At 60.7% G+C, this 18,856-nt stretch carries 20 protein-coding genes; 11 read left to right on the plus strand and 9 right to left on the minus strand.

Features of this window, described 5'->3' with window-relative positions; translation table 11 throughout:
• Positions 1 to 508: 508 nt before the first annotated feature.
• On the minus strand, positions 509 to 1,099 hold the full coding sequence (locus MEMAR_RS07505) for a helix-turn-helix domain-containing protein (RefSeq protein WP_245526570.1): 591 nt from the start codon (positions 1,097 to 1,099) through the stop codon (positions 509 to 511).
• A 308-nt stretch (positions 1,100 to 1,407) separates the two neighbouring features.
• Here MEMAR_RS07505 and MEMAR_RS07510 point away from each other — a divergent pair, with 308 nt between their 5' ends.
• The 3 genes from MEMAR_RS07510 to MEMAR_RS07520 are packed head-to-tail and all read left to right on the plus strand — an operon-like array spanning position 1,408 to position 3,598.
• Positions 1,408 to 1,935 carry a hypothetical protein gene (locus MEMAR_RS07510; protein WP_245526571.1) on the plus strand — a complete coding sequence of 176 codons (528 nt, stop codon included), beginning with the start codon at positions 1,408 to 1,410 and terminating at the stop codon, positions 1,933 to 1,935.
• On the plus strand, positions 1,932 to 2,939 hold the full coding sequence (locus MEMAR_RS07515) for a PIN domain-containing protein (protein ID WP_011844374.1): 1,008 nt from the start codon (positions 1,932 to 1,934) through the stop codon (positions 2,937 to 2,939). Before MEMAR_RS07510 ends, MEMAR_RS07515 begins: the two co-directional genes overlap by 4 nt.
• The gene (locus MEMAR_RS07520; protein ID WP_048063796.1) at positions 2,903 to 3,598 is read left to right on the plus strand and encodes an HAD family hydrolase; all 696 of its coding nucleotides are present in this window, start codon (positions 2,903 to 2,905) and stop codon (positions 3,596 to 3,598) included. The genes MEMAR_RS07515 and MEMAR_RS07520 overlap by 37 nt, the downstream gene beginning before the upstream one ends.
• Here MEMAR_RS07520 and MEMAR_RS07525 read toward each other — a convergent pair whose 3' ends face one another.
• Entirely contained in the window at positions 3,599 to 4,456 is an 858-nt protein-coding gene (locus tag MEMAR_RS07525; protein ID WP_011844376.1) for a methanogenesis marker 8 protein, read from the minus strand.
• Between the two features lie 134 nt (positions 4,457 to 4,590).
• Between MEMAR_RS07525 and MEMAR_RS13150 the strand changes: the two genes are divergently transcribed.
• On the plus strand, positions 4,591 to 4,749 hold the full coding sequence (locus tag MEMAR_RS13150) for a hypothetical protein (RefSeq protein ID WP_011844377.1): 159 nt from the start codon (positions 4,591 to 4,593) through the stop codon (positions 4,747 to 4,749).
• Positions 4,750 to 4,758: 9 nt separating this feature from the next.
• A complete protein-coding gene (locus MEMAR_RS07530; RefSeq protein ID WP_011844378.1) occupies positions 4,759 to 5,508 on the plus strand; it encodes a heparan-alpha-glucosaminide N-acetyltransferase in 750 nt (249 codons plus the stop codon).
• Positions 5,509 to 6,081: 573 nt separating this feature from the next.
• Here MEMAR_RS07530 and ade read toward each other — a convergent pair.
• A complete protein-coding gene (ade, locus tag MEMAR_RS07535; RefSeq protein ID WP_081432627.1) occupies positions 6,082 to 7,707 on the minus strand; it encodes an adenine deaminase in 1,626 nt (541 codons plus the stop codon).
• A gap of 29 nt (positions 7,708 to 7,736) precedes the next feature.
• The gene (locus tag MEMAR_RS07540) at positions 7,737 to 8,096 is read right to left on the minus strand and encodes a hypothetical protein (RefSeq protein WP_143706458.1); all 360 of its coding nucleotides are present in this window, start codon (positions 8,094 to 8,096) and stop codon (positions 7,737 to 7,739) included.
• A gap of 490 nt (positions 8,097 to 8,586) precedes the next feature.
• On the opposite strand from MEMAR_RS07540, the gene MEMAR_RS07545 reads away from it, so the two are divergent.
• From MEMAR_RS07545 to MEMAR_RS07565, 5 genes are all read left to right on the plus strand, one after another.
• The gene (locus MEMAR_RS07545; protein WP_011844381.1) at positions 8,587 to 9,171 is read left to right on the plus strand and encodes a M48 family metalloprotease; all 585 of its coding nucleotides are present in this window, start codon (positions 8,587 to 8,589) and stop codon (positions 9,169 to 9,171) included.
• A 216-nt stretch (positions 9,172 to 9,387) separates the two neighbouring features.
• Positions 9,388 to 10,269: a ParA family protein gene (locus MEMAR_RS07550; protein WP_011844382.1), complete on the plus strand. Its 882-nt coding sequence runs from the start codon at positions 9,388 to 9,390 to the stop codon at positions 10,267 to 10,269.
• 3 nt (positions 10,270 to 10,272) lie between these two features.
• Entirely contained in the window at positions 10,273 to 13,116 is a 2,844-nt protein-coding gene (locus MEMAR_RS07555) for a methyl-accepting chemotaxis protein (protein WP_011844383.1), read from the plus strand.
• Between the two features lie 10 nt (positions 13,117 to 13,126).
• Complete coding sequence (locus tag MEMAR_RS07560; RefSeq protein ID WP_011844384.1) at positions 13,127 to 13,606, plus strand: chemotaxis protein CheW; 480 nt, start codon at positions 13,127 to 13,129, stop codon at positions 13,604 to 13,606.
• A 42-nt stretch (positions 13,607 to 13,648) separates the two neighbouring features.
• Positions 13,649 to 14,443, plus strand: a complete 795-nt coding sequence (locus MEMAR_RS07565) for a CheR family methyltransferase (protein WP_011844385.1) — start codon at positions 13,649 to 13,651, stop codon at positions 14,441 to 14,443.
• Positions 14,444 to 14,446: 3 nt separating this feature from the next.
• On the opposite strand, the gene MEMAR_RS07570 is transcribed toward MEMAR_RS07565, so the two are convergent.
• Complete coding sequence (locus tag MEMAR_RS07570) at positions 14,447 to 14,704, minus strand: hypothetical protein (protein WP_048063975.1); 258 nt, start codon at positions 14,702 to 14,704, stop codon at positions 14,447 to 14,449.
• A 181-nt stretch (positions 14,705 to 14,885) separates the two neighbouring features.
• Between MEMAR_RS07570 and MEMAR_RS07575 the strand changes: the two genes are divergently transcribed.
• Entirely contained in the window at positions 14,886 to 15,485 is a 600-nt protein-coding gene (locus MEMAR_RS07575; protein ID WP_143706357.1) for a hypothetical protein, read from the plus strand.
• 42 nt (positions 15,486 to 15,527) lie between these two features.
• On the opposite strand, the gene MEMAR_RS07580 is transcribed toward MEMAR_RS07575, so the two are convergent.
• The 4 genes from MEMAR_RS07580 to MEMAR_RS07595 form a co-directional block, all read right to left on the minus strand.
• Positions 15,528 to 15,713 carry a hypothetical protein gene (locus tag MEMAR_RS07580; protein ID WP_011844388.1) on the minus strand — a complete coding sequence of 62 codons (186 nt, stop codon included), beginning with the start codon at positions 15,711 to 15,713 and terminating at the stop codon, positions 15,528 to 15,530.
• 29 nt (positions 15,714 to 15,742) lie between these two features.
• A complete protein-coding gene (locus MEMAR_RS07585; protein WP_011844389.1) occupies positions 15,743 to 15,994 on the minus strand; it encodes a DUF7123 family protein in 252 nt (83 codons plus the stop codon).
• A gap of 271 nt (positions 15,995 to 16,265) precedes the next feature.
• On the minus strand, positions 16,266 to 16,832 hold the full coding sequence (locus tag MEMAR_RS07590; protein ID WP_011844390.1) for a hypothetical protein: 567 nt from the start codon (positions 16,830 to 16,832) through the stop codon (positions 16,266 to 16,268).
• A 185-nt stretch (positions 16,833 to 17,017) separates the two neighbouring features.
• Positions 17,018 to 18,853: a DHH family phosphoesterase gene (locus tag MEMAR_RS07595; protein WP_011844391.1), complete on the minus strand. Its 1,836-nt coding sequence runs from the start codon at positions 18,851 to 18,853 to the stop codon at positions 17,018 to 17,020.
• Between the last annotated feature and the right edge of the window lie 3 nt (positions 18,854 to 18,856).

Genomic DNA, 18,856 nt, shown 5'->3' on the forward strand with positions numbered 1-18,856 from the left:
TCAGGTAACGTAACGTCTGAGACGGCGAACGGTTGTCACCGGGTCCGGGCACGCACCCGCCCGCAGATACCGGCAACACCATCATTACATCGCGGATTCCGGCTGCCGGATCGGCGGATTGGCTGTCCGGGAATGCTCGTCGGGCCTCGATGCACATAATGAAAACTATACGTCTAAAAATTAAATATGTTTGTTTCTCTTGCCGGGAAAATAAAAAAAATCTTTATATATCACCTGTTTCAGGAACGAATATTAGCTTCCCGGGCCCCGGGGTTCCCGGGCAGCGCCCGCACCGCACCGGTGAGGCGTACCCGGCGGCGGTCACGGATGCGGTGCAGCAAGGACCGTAAGCCTGCCATGGATAACCGCCCGGCGGCTGAGGCCCCTGCATCATTGCAGCGCCGTGACCAACCAACCGCTACTTGCGGCATAACGGGGACCGCCATAGGTGTGCGGCCTTGCTGACGAATGAACCCATCGACGCCCGAATAAAACCCCAAACAGCCGATCAGAACCCTTCGTTCATGATCCGGTCGAGTTCCGAGCGCTTGATCCGCCAGGATCCCCCGCACTTGACCGCCGGAATCCGCTCCTCCCGTATGAACTCACGGATCCGGCCGGGGGTGAAGTTCAGGGTCGAGGCTACGTCCTCGACGGTGAGCATTGCGTCGCCTGCGGTACGGTGGTGGTCGCACCCGATCGTCTCCCAGTTCTCGTCCGGCAGCATGATGGTGATGACCGGTTCACCGTCGTCCCCGGGGGAGACCGCGGCCTTGAAGGTCAGTGTGGGAACAAGGCCGTTCTGGTAGAGGCTGACCTGAAACTCGAACTCCCCCTCGGTCATCGTGCAGGCTTTGTCCCTGAACGCATGAAGGGTGTCCCAGAGGTTCTCCGTAACGGTCTCCTGCGGGATGTTCGGGAACGGAACCATGCTCTGTGCGGCCCGTTCCGAGACGGCAAGGGGATACATGATCCCCAGATCCCTTCCCATCCGGGTGATCTCTACCAGATCGCCGTCATCGATGGCGTCCTGCCGTGTCTTCCTCTGCTGCTCCGGGTCGGCCAGCCCCCAGACGTCTTCCGGTTTCCGCAATCGCACTCTTCGTATCTCCATGGGTCATATCTCTCCAGGTAATTTCGCGCTCTACTATACCACTATAGGGATATCGATCATAAAATATTTGCCAAATATTTTGGGGTATTTTCCGATTTGTTCCGCGTTAAAGGCTTATTCAGGAGGCCCCGTGAGTGAAATGACGCCATGAGCCGGCAAGAACCGTCATGCAACTCCAGGGGAAGCGGATACAGGGCCAATAATCCAAAAATTATGAAGGACGTGGTGCGGAATACCGGCTGCAGACCCCGATCCCGGGAGAGCCGCTCCGACAAAGCCTATATAGCATCAGGGTGAGTCTTGAAGCAGTGAACGACCCCGTGACACCCGCCTCCGGCGATGCCTACATAGCACTTCTCGGACGCTCGACATGGGCGCTCGTCAACGCTTACCACGCAGTCCTGCACGAGAAGGGGTTGCGCCCCGAACGGGTCATCATCGTCACCGAAGAACCCTATGCGCGGGAAGCATCGATCGCCGCCGAAGCGATTGGAACCGTCTCGGAGGGATACGGGTTCGCCCCCGCGATCAAAACAGAGATCCTGCCCGAAGCAGACTTCGTACGGGCCGGACAGACGATCCGGTCGCTTGCGGGGGATCTCATCCGGCAGGGATTCGACGTGGCGATCGACATCACCTCGGGCAGGAAAGTCACGGTCGCCGGGGCGCTCATCGCGGTCTCGGTCGCGGGGCTCGATATCCGGCACATCTATTATCTCGCCATGAAGAGCACCGACGACGTCGCAAAACCCTACATGATGATCCCACACCAGATCCAGCAGATCCGGGATATCATGGAAGATGCGGGGGCGAGAGAATGAACGATACGGTCATCAGGGAGGGCGAACTGCAGGTTCTCATCAACAGCCTCGAAGAGATCCGCGTTACTTATCCGCTCTACGAGGGCGAGATCATGGTCGCACGTCCCGAAGGAACCGGGTTTTCGCTCGAACTGCCTGCGTCCCGCGAGACCTTCCAGGACTGGCTCGCCGAATACGAGCCGATCGCCGGCGAACTTCCCTCCTACGCCGATCTCCAGGAGTGCATGTTCGCAAGCGGGATCGCCCGGTACGTGAACCAGACCGCCTTTGAATCGATGCTCGCGTCTTACGGGCAGCTCAAGAAAGCCGTCTTCTTCGGCCTGGATACGAACCTTTTCTACCACGGGTTTGCATCGAACAACCCCCGGATAGATCACGCCTCCTACCTGATCGTCGATACCGTCCGGGACGAGATCACGTATGCCATCAACCGCAAGTACCCGGCAAAGACGATCGGGGAGATGACGACGCAGGCGCCCGTCTGCCGGGAATACATCGCGGAACTCGAGAACAAACGGATGAAACGGTCGAGGAAAGCGGCGTATCTCGCGCTGAAAGAGTACCGCACCATCCGCGACCGGGCGACGGAGATTGCAGCGCCGGGCCCGCATACGCACCTCTCAGAGGAGAACGACCATAACATCGTCCGGGCGCTCAGAAGGTTCGAAGAAGAGCGGTACGCTCTCCCGGTTCTCCTGACCGCCGACATCTACATGGCCGACCTCTGCATGGCCGAGGGGCTCGAGTACTTCTACTTCGACCGCCCATATAGACAGGAGGCAACAATCTGCACGGCGCAGGCGTTCCGGCGGCTGCTCTTCAACATCGCCGCCGTCTTCGGGTTCGTCGACTGCAACGGCATCGCGATCTTCGGGGAGTACGGCGGGAAGGGCAACGACCTCGACGAACTGAAGGTCCGTTTCCGGGACGACGAAGCGTACCGTGCATTCATGAGGGAACTCAAGATATGCAGAAACCTGACGGCACTCGGCATAACGCGGTAGAGGCGGTCCTCTGCGACATGGACAACACCCTCTTCGACCTTGTCGGAGCGATGCGGGAGGCGTGCCGGTGCGTGGTCGACTATCTCGGAACCGGCGACCCGGAAGCGCTCTTTTCGCAATTTCTCCGGGGAATTCACGGGTTCGAGGATCACGAGAACATACGCGACTACATGAGCGAACTCGGGGTCTATGAGCCCGGAACGTTCGAGGTCTGCTGCCGCACCTACGAGGACGTGAAACTCGGTCTGGTCGAAGCCTACCCGGGCGTCGAGGAGACGCTCCGGGGCCTCCGGGACGCCGGGATCTCTCTCGCGGTCGTGACCGACGCGGAGGCGCCCCAGGCACGCCGGCGGCTCGATAAGACCGGGCTCATCGACTACTTCGAGACCGTGGTGACCCCGGAGGTCTCGGGCAGGCGAAAACCGGAGCCCGACTCCCTCCTCTACGCTCTCCAGCGGCTCGATGCCTCCCCGGCGCGGGCGATGATGGTGGGCGACAGCCTGATTCGCGATATCGCGCCCGGGAGGCATCTCGGGATGGTGACCGCGTTCGCCGCCTACGGCGACTGGCGCGACGGCAGCCCGGCAGATGTACAGGCCGATATCGTTCTGGCCGAGTTCGCCGAACTCGCGGGCCACGTGGGCATTACGGGCCGGTGATCAGCGGAGCGGCGAGGGCGATTGCGATCCCGGCACCGGGAGGCGCGCTCCGTGGACGATGACCTGCTGATCGGTCTCCGCGACTTTCCCGAGGATGACTGCCTTCCCTGCGGCCGTCATCGCGAAGACCGGGATCGACGTCCCCGCCTGCAGGAGCGCGGTCTTCGCCGCCTCCTCCCGGACGTAACGCGAGGCGCAGGCGGTGAGGAGATCAGCCGACCGGGCCATCAGCGCGGCGTCCTCCCGTGAGATCCCGGTCGTATGGACGGCGACGATCACGGCACCGGGGAAACGCTCCCGGATAGCCGCTGCTTCGGCGGCAACGGCGGTGGTCACGGCTATCCGGCGGTGGCCGAGTTCTGCCGCCAGGGCGACGCCGGCGGCCTGATCGATCGCGGCGGTTGCCGGATCGAGGACGACGCCCCCGTTCTCCTCGATCCGCGCGATCACCTCGCGGATCGGGCTCGTCTTCACGAGCCCCGACATCCGGCCGCCGATTCCCTGGATGAGGGCGGGGTTCGTCGCAACAAGCGTCCCCGCCCCGTCGGAGGCGATCACCGCGGCGTCGAGGTCTCCCCGGCGGACGGCGCTGCTCAGGAGTTCCGACGCCCCGAAGAGAACGAAGTCCGGCCCGGCGAGGACCTCGCGCTCCGGCGTGCACATCCCGAACGATCGAATCCGTTCCTCGATATTCTTCCGTATCTCCTCCGTCGTCATCTCCTTGACCGGGAAGGCGAACCGCCGTGCCAGCGGGCAGTCCTCTATCTGCGGCGTCCCGACCTCGACCACCCGGCCGTTCCGGATCACGACCAGGCATCTGCCGGCGGCCTCTACGATATGCTCGTCACGGTCGCTCATGAAAAAAAGTAGAACCGGCAGGGGAATAAGGGTGCCTCCCCCCGACCCCGGGGTAAACTCTTATCAGATGAATCCACCATGAAATTGTAGGCAATTCATGATACGCTTACAGCATCAAGGCGGGGTGAGGGGAGATGGGCAGGATCTGTAGCCCGTTCGTCGTGATCGAGTGCAGCCGGGAGTGCGGTTTCTCCCGGCTCTACAACGAGCCCACCGAGGAGCAGAGCCGGGAGATAACCGATACGAAGACATGCCCCGCCTGCGGCGCCCCCGTCCGGCGAAGGCTCTTTTAACGGAGAATCATGCCGGGAGAGCGTTACTGGGAGATCGACCTCGCCCGGGGCGTCGCCGTCGTGACGATGATCGTCTTCCACTCGGCCTTCGACCTCAACTTCTTCGGCGTCCTGCCGCTCAACGTCTCCGGCGGATTCCTCCGGACGCTCGCCTACCTGACCGCATCGACGTTCATCTTCCTCGTCGGGCTCTCCTTCACCATCAGTTACGCCAGAGCCGCACGACGGCTCGATGGACGCGGCCTCGCGCTCAAGTACGTCCGGCGCGGCCTCACTATCTTCGGCTACGGCCTCATCATCACCGCCGTCACCCGGCTCTTGCTGCCGAACGTCTACATCGTCTTCGGCATCCTGCACTTCATCGGGCTTGCGATCCTGCTCGCGCCGCTCTTCGTCCGGCTCGATCCGGAGAAACTCATCATCACGAGCATCGCCTGCCTCATCGCCGGCTACGCGGCAAGCCTCGTCTCCGGCCCGTGGCCGCTCCTCTGGCTTGGTATCCGCCCCGAATCATTTTCAAGCCTCGATTACGTCCCGCTCCTCCCCTGGTTCGGCCTCGTCCTGGTCGGGATGGCCTGCGGCCGTCTCTTCTACCCGGACGGAAAACGGAACATCTCAATCCCGGTTGCGGAACCGGCGTTTGCCCGGCCGCTCGAGTTCCTGGGCCGGCACTCGCTCGTCATCTACTTCCTGCACCAGCCGGTCGTCCTGCTCCTGATCGCGGTGCTGGCGCCGGGGGCGGTGACGTGGTTTTGGTGAGAAAAGACGAGGGGAACAGACGAGACTTTATTATTACGTGGACATCGAGGGGGGAACTCAAGATACTCCGAGATACGAGATACGAGATACGAGATACGAGATACGAGAAACGGCACTCTGATGAGTAGGGGGCTTCGGTTGCAAGTGTTAACCTTGAAGACGAGGAAAAAGCCCGGTACACTGGACCGTGGGGACATCGCGTTTGGGGGGTGGGGACAAAGGGGAGTGCGAGCGTAGCGAGCATGAGAAACTCGAAGAGTTTCGAGGGGGGCGCGCCCCCCTCAAAGGTCTTCGGCCTTCTCGTGCTCCGTTCCTGTCGGAACATCGCACTCCCCGTCAGCCCCTCCCCAGTGGCGATAAGCGATGTTCCGGCAGGAACGGAGCTGGAGCACCGAAGGTGCGATATCCACTGGAAAGCCGTGTACGGGATTGTACGATGTTCAGAAGGGAAAGCACTTTACAGAAACTGAGTCCAAGCACCGTAGGAACGGCCTTCGAGAAGATTTCAAATTTCGGACCGCGATCAAAAAGGGTTGGGAGTATCTTCAGGGGGTGTTCCCTTCAACTGTCCTCTCACTCCTCAAACAGCGGCACGTCCGTAAACGCCCCGACGTCGAAGACCCCGCGCTCCGTGACCCGGACCTCGGGGATGACCGTCAGCGCGAGGAACGAGAGGTACATGAAGGGATTCGCGATCGCGCCGAGCCGCCGGGCATGCTCCTCGAGGGCCGCAAGCCGCCGCACGACCTCGTCGTAGGGAAGGGCCGACATCAGCCCGGCGCACTCGAGCGGGAGCGCGGTTATATCGTCTCCGGAGACGACCGCGAGCCCCCCGCCGAGCCGGACCACCTCGGCGACGGCACGGACGATGTCGGCGTCGCCGGCCCCGACCGCGACGATGTTGTGGGAGTCGTGGGAGACCGACCCGGCAATCGCTCCTTCCTGCAGGTGAAAGCCGTGCACGAGCCCGACACCGGATCCGGTCGCCCGGTAGCGATCGATGACGACCGCTTTGAGGATGTCGCGGTCGAGGTCCGGGATCCCGGCGGCGTCGACCGGGTAGCGCAGGTCCCGGGTCGTGATCTGGCCGGGCACGATCTCGATCACCCGCGCCTCCCCCCGTCCAGTTATCCGGATATCGCCGGGTTCCGGCACGCGGGCGTGCATGGGAGACTTCGGGCAGGCAGGGGGCAGGTAGCCGGCGTCGACCACCTCGACACCGCGCTTGAACGTCCGCAGAACGCGGAAGCGGTCGGGGTCGTCGGCAACGCAGAAGTCGGCAAGCCTTCCCGGAGCAAGGGCGCCCCGGTCATGGAGCCCGAACCGTCCGGCGGCGGAGAGCGTGGCCATCCGGAGCGCCTGCTCGACCTCGAGTCCGCCTGAGACCGCTTTTCTCACGCAGTCATCGATATGCCCCTCCCCGGCGAGCATGTCGGCGTGCCGGTCGTCGGTGGCAAAACAGCACCGCGGCGCCGTGCAGGCGTCGACAAGCGGGAGGAGGTCGTGGAGATTTCGCTCCGTCGAGCCCTCCCGGATCATAACATACATCCCCCGGAGGAGTTTCTCCCGCGCCTCCGGAAGCGCTGTACACTCGTGGTCGCTCTGGACGCCGGCATAGATGTAGGCGTTCAGGTCCTTTCCCGAGAGGAACGGCGCGTGACCGTCGACGACCTCGAAGAGATCCATCTTCGCCCGGAGGTCCTCGTCGCCGAAGAGGACGCCGGGAACGTTCATCACTTCGGCAAGCCCGACGACCCCCTCCCTGCCCCGAAACCGTGCAAGGTCGGCGGCCGTGAGCACGGCGCCGCCCGCGTCAAACGGCGTTGCCGGGACACAGGACGGGAGCATGACCAGGATATCGAGCGGCGTCCGCGCTCCTTGGGCAAGCATGTAGTCGATCCCCGGCGCCCCGCAGACGTTTGCTATCTCGTGGGGGTCGGCGATCACCGTCGTCGTGCCGTGCGCGAGAACGAGCCGGGCGTACTCCGCCGGCGCGAGGAGCGAACTCTCGATGTGGACGTGAGCGTCGATCAGCCCGGGCACCACGTAAGCGCCCGAGAGGTCGTACTCCCGCGTCCCCCGGTACTCCCCGAAGCCGATGATGCGGCCGTCCTTCACGCCGAAGTCCACGCGCTCCCAGGAGCACGCGAAGGGATTGAAGACCTCAGCCCCGGAGAAAACGGCATCCGCGGGTTCGATCCCCCGCGCCGCCGCGAGTCCCGCCGGGATCAGGCTGTTACCTCCAGGTCGCGGATGACGGATGCTCTCCGCTCGTTGCCGACGAATACGGTCAGAAAGCCCTTGTATGAGCCGGGCTGCAGGTCTACCCGGATCGTGTATTTGTTCTCCCCCGTAACAAGGTCGATATACCGCGCTTCGGAGAAGGCCTCGCGCTGTTCGAGCGCGCCCACCTCCATGATCGTAACCTGGAGCACGGCATTCTCGACGGGCTCGCCGGCGTTCTCCACATGGACCTGCAGGGCGTCCCCGCTGTAGGTCACCTCCCCAAACGACGTGGAGAGGCATCCGGCAGCCCCGGCAAGGGCGGCAAGGGCCAGTATCAGAAGGATCGTATATATTCTGGACATTCGCTCGGAGAAACGGAGAGCCGCACGCCGTGCCGGCGCAAGCACGGCCGTATGACCCCTCCGGTTCTCCAGATTCACCTCCACTCTATTCATTCAGAATTTTGGTTGCTATTATTAAAATATTGTGAAAAAAACGGAGATTGCAAGGTTTCGTATTCCGGGCTCGATACCGGAGGACGCGGTCCGGGATTCGCCCGGACTCGTAGAGGCCGTGCAGCCGCACGTCCGGGTTCGTTCTCTGCGGGGGACCGGAGAGGGAGGGATGCACCGGACCGGGCGGCGCGTCGCCGGGAGGAAGTCACACCTGCGGATTACCGTGGATAAAATCGGAAAATCGCCAGAATAACGGCGATTCTTCCGGGAGCAATATTTAATATACATTCATTATTATATTTTAATCATAATGAGCGAGGCCGACCGCAATTCCCGCCTGTACCGGATATTTTGGGAACTTCAGGAGAAGGGGTTGATTGACCGCAGGAGGAGGCTGGTGAGATGCCCCCTCACCGTCTCCATGCGGGGATGCCCGGCACTCAACTGCATCCGCTACCGGCCTTCATTCTACGAGAGAAACCTCTCGGGGGCAAGCGACGACGCGCTCCGGTTCGTGCTGCTCCACGAAGAGGGGCACGTAAGGAAGGGCTCTTCTCTTCTCTCAGCCCTTCCGGCCTTCCCGGTTCTCCTGTTCCTCGGGTACCCGTCCCTGCAGGCGGGAAGCCTCCCGGGTGCAAAGCCGGCCTTCATCGCCCTCCTCCTCCTGACCGCCTTCTTCGCCTACCGGACGTACTACCACCGTATGTGCGACGAGGAGTTCGTAGCCGACCGGTACGCCGCCGATGCAATGAGGTGCTGCTACCGGGTCGGGGATCCCGGAGATCTCCTCCAGAACCTTCTTTCCGGCCTGCTGGCAGGAGCGTCGTCCTCCCGTCGTAAAGGCGTGATCCCCGGAATTCTTCGTTCCGAGCCAGACTACCGGCCGTCGATCTCCGAGCGCGTGCAGAGGCTCCGGGGCGCAATCGATCCCGGAGACAGAAAAACCACAGTGCGCCCCACTGACGGCGATCTCCCTCGTTAACATCTGTTGTCCGTCGTGCGCCGAATCTCCCGACAGCGATTGGCTTATACAACGCTCTTTTTCCACCCCGGGATCCCCCGGGAATACAATGACAAAAAAACCCTCTAATTCACATCTAGAACGAAAAAATATTTCAAAAAACACGAGACGCTTAGAATATACATAGCATCATAAAAGTAGATTTAATAACATCTATTTCAAATGAGGTATTGAGGGGTGCTGGACATTACGATTATAGCATTCGCCCACCATAAGGGCGGCACAGGAAAGACGACATCGTGCCTCAACGTTGCAGGGTACCTCCAGAAAGATGGCAAGAGTGTTCTGGTCGTAGACTGCGACCCGCAGGCCAATGCCACCGCGGGTCTCGGGGTCAACCCCGAAACGCTCGAACTGAGCATGTATGACGTCTTCATGAGCGTCTTTGAAGGCTTTCCCGACGCCGGGATCACCGATGTAATCGTCTCCACGGCATCGGGGATCGATCTCGCTCCGGCAACTCTGGACCTCGTGGGGGTTGAACCCTATCTTTACAGCATCGAGAACCGGGCGGGGCTGCTCAAGGAGGCCCTCGACCGGGTGAAGGACGACTACGATTTCATCCTGATCGACACGCCCCCGAGCATGGGCCAGTTCGTCATCAACGGCCTCGTCGCAGCGGATCACACCGTCGTCACCCTCGATGCCGGTACTTTCGCCCTGAAAGGCATGGAAGCCCTGTCTGCGGTCTTTGGCGACATCAGGGAGATGCTCGGAGAAGACGTCGCCGCAGATTTCGCTATTCTTACCCGCTGGAAAGGATCGGGCGACCCGGCGGCCGGAACAGGCGGGCTTGCGCTTTTCCTGAAACGGATCTTCTCACCCGCCTCCTCCGCAGAAGAGGAGAAGGAGAGAGAACGACTGAAGGCGTTCGAGTCCGAGGTAAAAAAAGCGTTCAAGCAGGTATTCACGGTCCCGTACTCTCCTGCAATCTACGAGACGCAGCAAAAGGGGGTCCCTATCTCCCATTACGCGCCCGAGAGCGATGCCGGCAGGGAATACCGGGCGATAGCAACTGCACTCGCCGGGCGGGACAAAAAACATGATGAGGATGTGTAATCGATGATCGATAAACCTGGAAGGAAAGCACTATTTACCGGGCCGGTTGTGCCGGGTATGACAGGACAGGAACAGGGAGCAGTGGTACTGCCCGAGGCGATCGAGGCCGCACTCCACGCGGCGCTTGAAGGCGACGACTCCGTGCAGATCGACCTTGCCGGCGTTCCGGAGAGTTACCGGCCGCTGGCCACCTCGATCAACGCGCTGCTCGGGAAGAAGCAGGAGGAGAAGCAGCGCCTCAAGCACCGGCTGGACGAGGCAAAGATGCTTCTGAAGGGATCCGATACGATCATCCAGCAGAATCCGATGCCCATCCTGGTCGTCGATCCGGACTTCACGGTGACGATGGTAAACGCCGCCTACGCCGAGATGAGCGGAATCCCGATGGATCAGGTGCTCGGCAGGAGCCTGAAAGACTTCAGGATAACGTCCCAGAAGGGTTCCGGCCTCCGACAGGCAATCCAGGAGAAGAAGCGGGTGTATGCGGAAGTCGTCGTCGAACTCCCCTCGGGCACCCGTACGCTCGAGCAGTACGGCATCCCGCTGCTCGACAACGAGAACGCGGTCGAGAGCATCCTCATGGTCTACAACGACCTCACCGAAAAACGGCAGGAGGAGGAGGAGATCCAGAGGATGCAGCATCGCATCGACACGATGATCAAACTGAATCCGCTTGCCATCGCACTCCTCCGCCCCGACAAGAGCCGGATCGACATCAACGACGAGTATGCCCGGATGTGGCGCGGCACCCGCGAAGAGACCCTCGCGAAGAAACTCTACGACTACGACATCACCGTCATCGACGGCGACCACTTCTACGCCTGCTACGAGACGAAGAAACCCGCCCGGACGGACGTCATGGTCAAGTGGCCCGACGGCGTCAGGAAATACCTCACCCTGAACGCCATCCCCATCCTCGATGCGAACGGCGAGATCGAGATGGCCTTCTACGTCTGGAACGACTGGACCGACCTCCAGAATAAGAAGGAAGAGGCCGAGAAACTCAAGCACAGCGTCGACACGATGATCAAGCAGAACCCGCTTGCCATCGCAACCCTCCGCGCGGACAAGAGCCGGATCGACATCAACGACGAGTACGCCCGGATGTGGCGCGGCACCCGCGAAGAGACCCTCGCGAAGAAACTCTACGACTACGACATCACCGTCATCGACGGCGAGCACTTCTACGCCTGCTACGAGACGAAGAAACCCGCCCGGACGGACGTCATGGTCAAGTGGCCCGACGGTGTCAGGAAGTACCTCACCCTGAACGCCATCCCCATCCTTGATGCGAACGGCGAGATCGAGATGGCGTTCTACGTCTGGAACGACTGGACCGACCTCAAGGAGAAGGAGGAGGAGGTCAAGGATACCGAGCACCGGGTCGACGCGATGATCAAGCAGAACCCACTCGCCATCGCGACCCTTCGCCCGGACAAGAGCAGGATCGACATCAACGACGAGTATGCCCGGATGTGGCGGGGCACCCGCGAAGAAACCCTCGCGAAGAAGCTCTACGACTACGATATCACCATCCTTGACGGCGATCACTTCTACACCTGCTACGAGACGAAGAAACTCGCACGGACGGACGTCATGGTCAAGTGGCCCGACGGCGTCAGGAAGTACCTCACCTTAAACGCCATCCCCATTCTCGACCGGAACGGCGAGATCGAGCTGGCCTTCTACGTCTGGAACGACTGGACCGAGCAGCGGGAGAGGGAGGACCAGATCCGCGACCTGATGGAGACCGCGAAGCGGGAGAGCGAGAGGCTTGGAGAGAGCGCCGGGGAACTCGGGAACGCGCTTGCCGCCATGGCAAAGGGCGACCTGACGGCGTTCGTAGAAGCAGAAACCGACGACCCGCTCCACCAGGTCAAGACCGACTACAACGCCTCGTTGACCGCTATCCGCGCGCTTCTCGCCGACGTGGCGAAAGCCGCTCAGCAGGTGGACATGACGACGAAGGAGGTCAGCAAGAGCACCGACGAGATCATCCGGGCGACGGAGCAGGTCGCCGTCTCGACGCAGCAGTCGTCCGAGGACGCACGCCGCCAGCTCGATAAGATCGAGGAGATCGGAACGGACGTCAACGACCTCTCGGCATCCATCGAAGAGATTGCAAGCACGTCGCAGTCGGTCATGGAGCAGGCCTCGAAGGCTTCCAAGGAAGGAAACGACGCGGCCTCGCTCGGTGAAGTCGCGACGAACAAGATGCAGCTCGTCGAGGAGATCTCCAAGCAGACCGTAGGGGAGATCAGCACCCTCAACAACCAGATGCGGGAGATCAACAACATCGTCAAGTTGATCGCCGACATCGCGAACCAGACCAACCTCCTCGCGCTGAACGCCGCGATCGAGGCCGCCCGGGCCGGGGAGCACGGCCGCGGGTTCGCCGTGGTCGCCGGCGAGATCAGAAACCTTGCCGGAGAGTCCAAGCGGGCGAGCCAGGATATCGAGGACCTGATCCGGACGATCCAGGCAAGCACCGAAAAGACCACCGACTCGATGCAGGCATCCCACCAGGAGATCCAGGCAGGCATCGAGAGCGTCAACAAGGTCATCGTGGGCTTAAACCGGATCGTCAACAGCGTGGAAGTGGTCACCCGCGGCATCAGCGAGATCACCAAAGCCACCGAAGACCAGGCGGGCTCCACCAACAACGTCATGCAGAAGATGGACGAGTCCACCCACATGACCAAGGAGAGCCTGGACCGCACCGAGGACATGGCTGCACTCGCCGAAGAGGTCAGCGCATCGACCGAGGAGGTCGGAAGCGCTTCCCACGAACTGGCAAGCATGGCCGAACAGCTCAAGAAGGTAATGATGCAGTTCAAGCTGAACTAGGGGGGAGACGATGGCAGCATCCGTAGACGTGGTGGAGTTCCAGCTCGGGGAGGAGCACTACGCACTGGATATCCAGATTGCACGAGAGATCGTGGAGATGATGCCGATCACTCCCCTTCCCCGTGCTCCCGACTACCTCGCGGGCATCATTAACCTGCGAGGCGAGATCACGAACATCATCGACCTTCGCGATCTTCTCGGGCTCCCTGCATCGGAGGAGGTCGAGAACCGAAAGATCGTCGTGCTGATGCCGGACGTGACGAACGGGTCGAACGTAGGGATCATCGTCGACGACGTTCACAGTGTCGTGTCGGTCAGAAACGACCAGATCGAACGCGTCAGCGACGGCATCACGTCGTCCATCAGCAGTTATGTCAAGGCAATCATCAAGATAGGGGACGAAGAGGAAGAGAAGACAAAGACTCTTATCATCTGGCTCGACGTCCAGAAAGTAATCGGCGATCTCGGCGGCGATCTCGGAAACCACTAGATCGCTTCCGTAAACCAACACCCGGCGTGAGTAGACTGTTCCATGGATGAATTCGCATCGCTCCAGAGAAGCATCGAGAGACTGGTTCGGATCAAGTGCTCGAACTACAAGGAAGATTACATCAAACGGCGTATCCTCTCCCGGATGCGCCTGACAAACACCGCGGATTTCGAGACGTATCACAAGTACCTCCTTGCGAATCCGCAGGAAGCCGACCTGCTCAGGAACGCTCTCACTATCAACGTCACCAAATTTTTCCGCGACCCGGAAGTCTTCGAAGTGATACGCCGGGAGATATTGCCCGAGCTCGCCCGCCGCAGGGAATCGATCCGGATCTGGTGCGCCGGCTGCGCCACGGGTGAAGAGCCCTACTCACTCGCCATCCTCGCGCACGAACTGATGACCCTCCACAAAAACGTCACCGTAACGATATACGCGACCGATATCGATACCGTGGTGCTGCAGAAAGCCATGGCCGGGGTCTACGACAGAAAGGCGCTCGAGAACGTCGACGAGAAGAGGCTCCGCAAGCATTTCATCGGCCACGACGACGGCACGTTCGAGGTCCGCCCCCATATCAAAAGCCTGGTTAAATTCCGGGAACACGACCTGATGTCGGGCGTCCCCATCGCCCGGTACCTCGACGCCGTCACCTGCCGCAACGTCACCATCTACTTTACCGAGAAGCAGAAGAACGACCTTACGCACCTCTTTTACTCTGCACTTGCCGTCGACGGCTTCTATATCATGGGCAAGACCGAGTACGTGGCAAGAGAGGTAGAGCACCTCTTTGTGTCGTACAACGTCATGCAAAAGATTCTGCGCAGGGCCGCCTGAGCATCACCAGAGGTAGCCGGTTTCCACGTCCGTCTCGGTCTCCTCGAACTGCGACATCCGGTGTATGAAGGCCTTCCTGGCCTGGTGACGCTTCAACTCGGAGAAGAGCAGGTAGAAATTTACGCCGACGACGACGATGATGAGCGTCAGGCTGATCCAGAGCTGACTACCGCTCTGGGTTGTGATGAAGGTCGCCGCAAGGAGCACCACGAACGAGATCAGATAAAATATCACCCACGTGCGCACCTCAGTGATTTCCATGCTTCCCATGACCGTAGTCGCGGCTTCATATTAACGGTTCCGTTTTAGAACCTCTATCAGGAGAGGGGTTACGAAAAAACCGGGTAAATTCAACCCTCAAACGACAGTCTTCGTCGATCTCCGGGCGGGAGTGCGAAGTCAAACCCGAAGAACTTTTTACCCTGCACATCCCTTTAAAACTGTGGATAAAGGCGACGTCTTCAGCATTCTTGCCGCCCTGCTCATCGTCTCCGTGCTGGCACTGGTCTTTCGGCCGCCCGTAGCGGAGGCCGGGCAGGAGATCCCGGAAATCCCCACCCCGACGCCTCCCGTTACCGTTCTCCCCACAGAGACCCCGGCCGCGCCGCTCGAACCCCAGAGGCTCTCCTACGCAACCAGGGTCTGGGACTACCCCTGCTGCCACCTCCCCGACAACCTCACGCTCTACGGAGGTTCCGACCCGCCCTGGACGGGTACTCAGAAGGTCATTGCGTTCGCTTACATCGAGGAAGGGCGAGGCGGCATCACTGAGGCCTTCCACGTGCCGTACGCGGTATGGAGACTTAACTGTAGCGTCTCCTCGACGATAAGGCCCGAGGCGGCGCATTTCAGGATGGCACTCGTGGAACTCGAGAGCGGGACCATCGTAGAGGGAGCCGACCTGCACTACCCCGGAAGCATCGTCAAAAACGTCGAGAAGGGAGGAAAGGACTTTTACCTCATCGTCAGCGTGGATGAAGTGGATTCATACCGCATCACCCTGGAGACGCTCCCCGAATACTTCTCGGTCCCTCTCGGATGAAACCCGGAGCATGCCCGGCGATGCGGTTGTAGTTGTGGTGTCCTAGATCTTTTCGACGGTCACCCTGACCCGGTCTCCGGCCCGCACGCCGTGCCCCTTGGGGACATCGATGTTGAACCAGAGCACCTCCGGGTTTTCGTGGTTCTTGTCCTGGGACATGAGACAATCCTTGTGGTCATTGATATTGGCCACAAACTCGACGGGTGCTTCGAACTCAATGATCTTCATGCCGTAAAATAGAGCGTTCCAGGATAAAATTATGATGCACGTGAGGTGACGCGCCACGTCGTACTGTTCGAGTAACTCCAGCGCCTGATATCCAGCTCATCGCAGATCTCGGAGAGGATAGCAAGGTTGATGCCGACCTCTTTTGCGGAAAGGCCAAGATCGGTTGCGATGTACTTGGATTTAAAGTAAGACTTGCCGGCTCGCAGCCCGGTTTTGAGGTGATACAGGATCTTTCGCTGGGTGTCGCTATATTTCTCTTTGATACGGTCTTTTGTCGACATCGACTGATTCCCTCGTGAGCAAGTGCTTTTTGTCCAGATCAATATTTATATCTACCCATTTGCGATCGTAGAATCTTAAGAAGAGTATACAAATCATTGTATATTAGTGGGCATTGTCGTGTCGATCGGTCGGGCGAGGAGCATGATCTCCAGCCCGGACGATGCAGGCTGCCGCCGCGAGCGCAGGTACGGGGTGAGGGGGACGGATCGCCCCCGATGCCCCCTATAGGTTGGCCTCATGCTCCGGCTGCCGTTCTCCCCGCTTCCGCCATCACTTCCTGTTCCGTCCGATCACAACCAGAAGCCCTGCAACGGCAACGGCCAGGATGACGCCGGCGAGCGAGAGAGGGGCGGCCTGTGTCGCACTCCCGTCGACCTGTGCCGCCTGTATCGGCGTGAACGTCGGCAGGTCGGCCGTGGAGGTCTCTGCCGGTGTCGCCTCATCCGTCCCGATTACGACGGGAGGTCCGGTCTCGTTGATCGTCTCGAGAGCCGTCTCGTTGGTCGTTTCGTTCAGGGTTTCCCGGGTCGTCTCCTCGTCCGGGGTCATCTCCTCGTCCGGGGTTTCCCGGGGCGTCTCCTCATCCAGGGTCGCTACCGGGGTCTCCTCGTCTAGAGTTGTCTCTTCCTCCAGGGTTTCCCGGGGCGTCTCCTCGGGCGTCTCCGTCAGGGTCTCTTCCGGAGCTTCCTCGAGGGTCTCGTCGGGTGTCGGAGAGAGGGTCCAGGTCAGAGGTTCCGCAGATGCCGAACTCTGGGCCGCTGTAGGGAACGCAATGGCCGATGCCGTCATGAGCAGCACGACCAGGAGCGTACTCCATGTCCATCGGTTTCCTGCCATGAGGACTCCCGTAGGGAATAAACCTATTTTTATATTTCGGTCATTGTCAAAATCGTATCAGCGGTCAAACACCCGGTGTGCCTCAAAACGTGGAAAGAACACACACTACCGTACAGAGGAGGCCTCTGAGGAGAGAATAAAACACCGGCCGCCCGGCCAGAGCACCGTCAAGAAAGAAGTAGCGATCAGATTGGCGCTTCACCAATCTTCTTGATCAGGCTGTCGATGACCACGTCACGCATCCCTTCCACGAACTTGATGCTCCCGACGACAAGGTGCCCACCGCCGCTCACGCCGCCACCGACGATCTCGCTATGCAGTTCGCGCACCATCTGCGGGATGTTCATCATGACGCCCCGGGAACGCAGGACGGCAAAGTCCGGCCCGAACCCGATCGTGACGACCGGTTCTCCCGGGTGCTGCCGGACCAGCCGGTCGTGCACCTCCCCGGAAGTCTTCCCCGGCGGTGGGAACGTGAACCGGTGAGCAAACATCTCCACGTCGAGCATGAAGAGGTGAGCACCATTCGGGAGCATCCGGCTCTCGACGTGGGGCATGTTGGTCTCGATCTGCTCTTCGATCGCCCGGTTCGCCTCTTCGACCAGCAGGTGAACGAACCGTTCGTGGCGTTCGGGCTCGCCGGAGAGGTTCAGGATGTCCTTGACGATCTCTCTTCCGTCGCTGAACCGGAGCCAGAACTGCTCGTAGTCGAGCGCGAGCGCGATATCGCGGCAATCGTCCTCCGAGTACTCGGGCGCAGCCACCGCAAGGTAGCGGGCACGCTCCGGCGCTTCGCTCCGGTCGCCGAGCCCCGCGATTGCCGGCAGGTGCCGGATCTGGTTCTCGACCGCCGGGTTGACCATGCGGGCGACCTCTGTGCCCAGCATTCCGGCCGTGATCCCGTAGTCGCCGCCCACGTGGTAGGGGTTGACGTGCCCGATCAGGTAATCGTCCACGATCTCGTCGGGGTGGTGGTGGTCGACGACCATCACCGGGAGACCGAAGATCCGGGTTACCTTCAGCGACGGCATATCCTCCTCGGTCGACCCGTTGTCCATCAGGAGGATCATCGGCATCTTCTGCCCGTAGCGGACGTTGTCCTTGAGGGCGAAGTCGAGATCCCGCGTGATATCCTCGATCTCGTAGAACGGAGCCTTGGATGGGGATCGCTTGAAGAGGAAGAACTCCGCGTCGAAATCGCCACCACTCTCCCGGATCAGTGCGGTCACCGCCTGCTCGACGGCAACGGCGGCGCATATGCCGTCTGCATCCGCGTGGTGCCGGAGGATGATCGGCCGCGCGGTCAGGACAGCCTTTCTGATCTCCTTTGCCACGTTGCGCATCTGCGGCCGGAGGGCCTCGAGGACCTCGCTCTCCACCAGGAACGGGAGGTCGAGCGGCTCAGCACGCTCATCGAGCGCCGCGTCGATCCGCTCCCTGACCCGTGCCGCATCCTCCGGCTCCATCACCATCATAGACGAGACTTCGATCTGGAGCTGGTTGTTGCGTTGCATCACTTCGCCCGTGAGGGCGACGATAGCCCCGAGTTCCACCTCGGGATACGCGCGGACGCCCGCCTCGACGAACGCTGCGGCATTCGCGGTGCCCGACTCGTCCACGAGGGTAAAGATCGTCGGCCCCGACGTCTGCTTGATCTGGGCAATCTCGCCCTCGATCAGCACGGTCCTGCCGATCTTCTTCCCGATATCGGCAATCAGCACGGTCGTCGTCGTCCGGGTCACGTTCTCCGTCTGGTAGACAGTCGGCGTGACCTCCTCGAGATCGATGTTGCCGTTGCTCCGGATCTGGAGGACGTGAACGATGATCGGGTCGCGCTCGCTATGCTGCACCTTCACGTTGCTCTTATGAACGAGCCCTTTGACCCGGTCGTTTAACTGGACAAAAACGCCGAACGGGGCAAATCCCTGCACCCGCCCGAGGTACGTCTTTCCTTCCTCCACCTCGTCGAGACTGCAGTTCGCACCGAGGCGGTAAACAATCGTATCTTCTGTATCTTCCATAGT

It is taken from the genome of Methanoculleus marisnigri JR1, assembly GCF_000015825.1.
In the GTDB taxonomy this organism is placed as follows: domain Archaea; phylum Halobacteriota; class Methanomicrobia; order Methanomicrobiales; family Methanoculleaceae; genus Methanoculleus; species Methanoculleus marisnigri.

Excerpts from the sequence above, each read along its gene's own strand:
- MEMAR_RS07580 (WP_011844388.1), bottom strand. The coding sequence starts at position 15,713 with ATGAAGATCATTGAGTTCGAAGCACCCGTCGAGTTTGTGGCCAATATC.
- MEMAR_RS07525 (WP_011844376.1), bottom strand. The coding sequence starts at position 4,456 with ATGAGCGACCGTGACGAGCATATCGTAGAGGCCGCCGGCAGATGCCTG.
- MEMAR_RS07595 (WP_011844391.1), bottom strand. The coding sequence starts at position 18,853 with ATGGAAGATACAGAAGATACGATTGTTTACCGCCTCGGTGCGAACTGC.
- MEMAR_RS13150 (WP_011844377.1), top strand. The coding sequence starts at position 4,591 with ATGGGCAGGATCTGTAGCCCGTTCGTCGTGATCGAGTGCAGCCGGGAG.
- MEMAR_RS07540 (WP_143706458.1), bottom strand. The coding sequence starts at position 8,096 with ATGTCCAGAATATATACGATCCTTCTGATACTGGCCCTTGCCGCCCTT.
- MEMAR_RS07590 (WP_011844390.1), bottom strand. The coding sequence starts at position 16,832 with ATGGCAGGAAACCGATGGACATGGAGTACGCTCCTGGTCGTGCTGCTC.
- MEMAR_RS07520 (WP_048063796.1), top strand. The coding sequence starts at position 2,903 with ATGCAGAAACCTGACGGCACTCGGCATAACGCGGTAGAGGCGGTCCTC.
- MEMAR_RS07585 (WP_011844389.1), bottom strand. The coding sequence starts at position 15,994 with ATGTCGACAAAAGACCGTATCAAAGAGAAATATAGCGACACCCAGCGA.
- MEMAR_RS07570 (WP_048063975.1), bottom strand. The coding sequence starts at position 14,704 with ATGGAAATCACTGAGGTGCGCACGTGGGTGATATTTTATCTGATCTCG.
- MEMAR_RS07565 (WP_011844385.1), top strand. The coding sequence starts at position 13,649 with ATGGATGAATTCGCATCGCTCCAGAGAAGCATCGAGAGACTGGTTCGG.
- MEMAR_RS07515 (WP_011844374.1), top strand. The coding sequence starts at position 1,932 with ATGAACGATACGGTCATCAGGGAGGGCGAACTGCAGGTTCTCATCAAC.
- MEMAR_RS07555 (WP_011844383.1), top strand. The coding sequence starts at position 10,273 with ATGATCGATAAACCTGGAAGGAAAGCACTATTTACCGGGCCGGTTGTG.
- MEMAR_RS07560 (WP_011844384.1), top strand. The coding sequence starts at position 13,127 with ATGGCAGCATCCGTAGACGTGGTGGAGTTCCAGCTCGGGGAGGAGCAC.
- MEMAR_RS07530 (WP_011844378.1), top strand. The coding sequence starts at position 4,759 with ATGCCGGGAGAGCGTTACTGGGAGATCGACCTCGCCCGGGGCGTCGCC.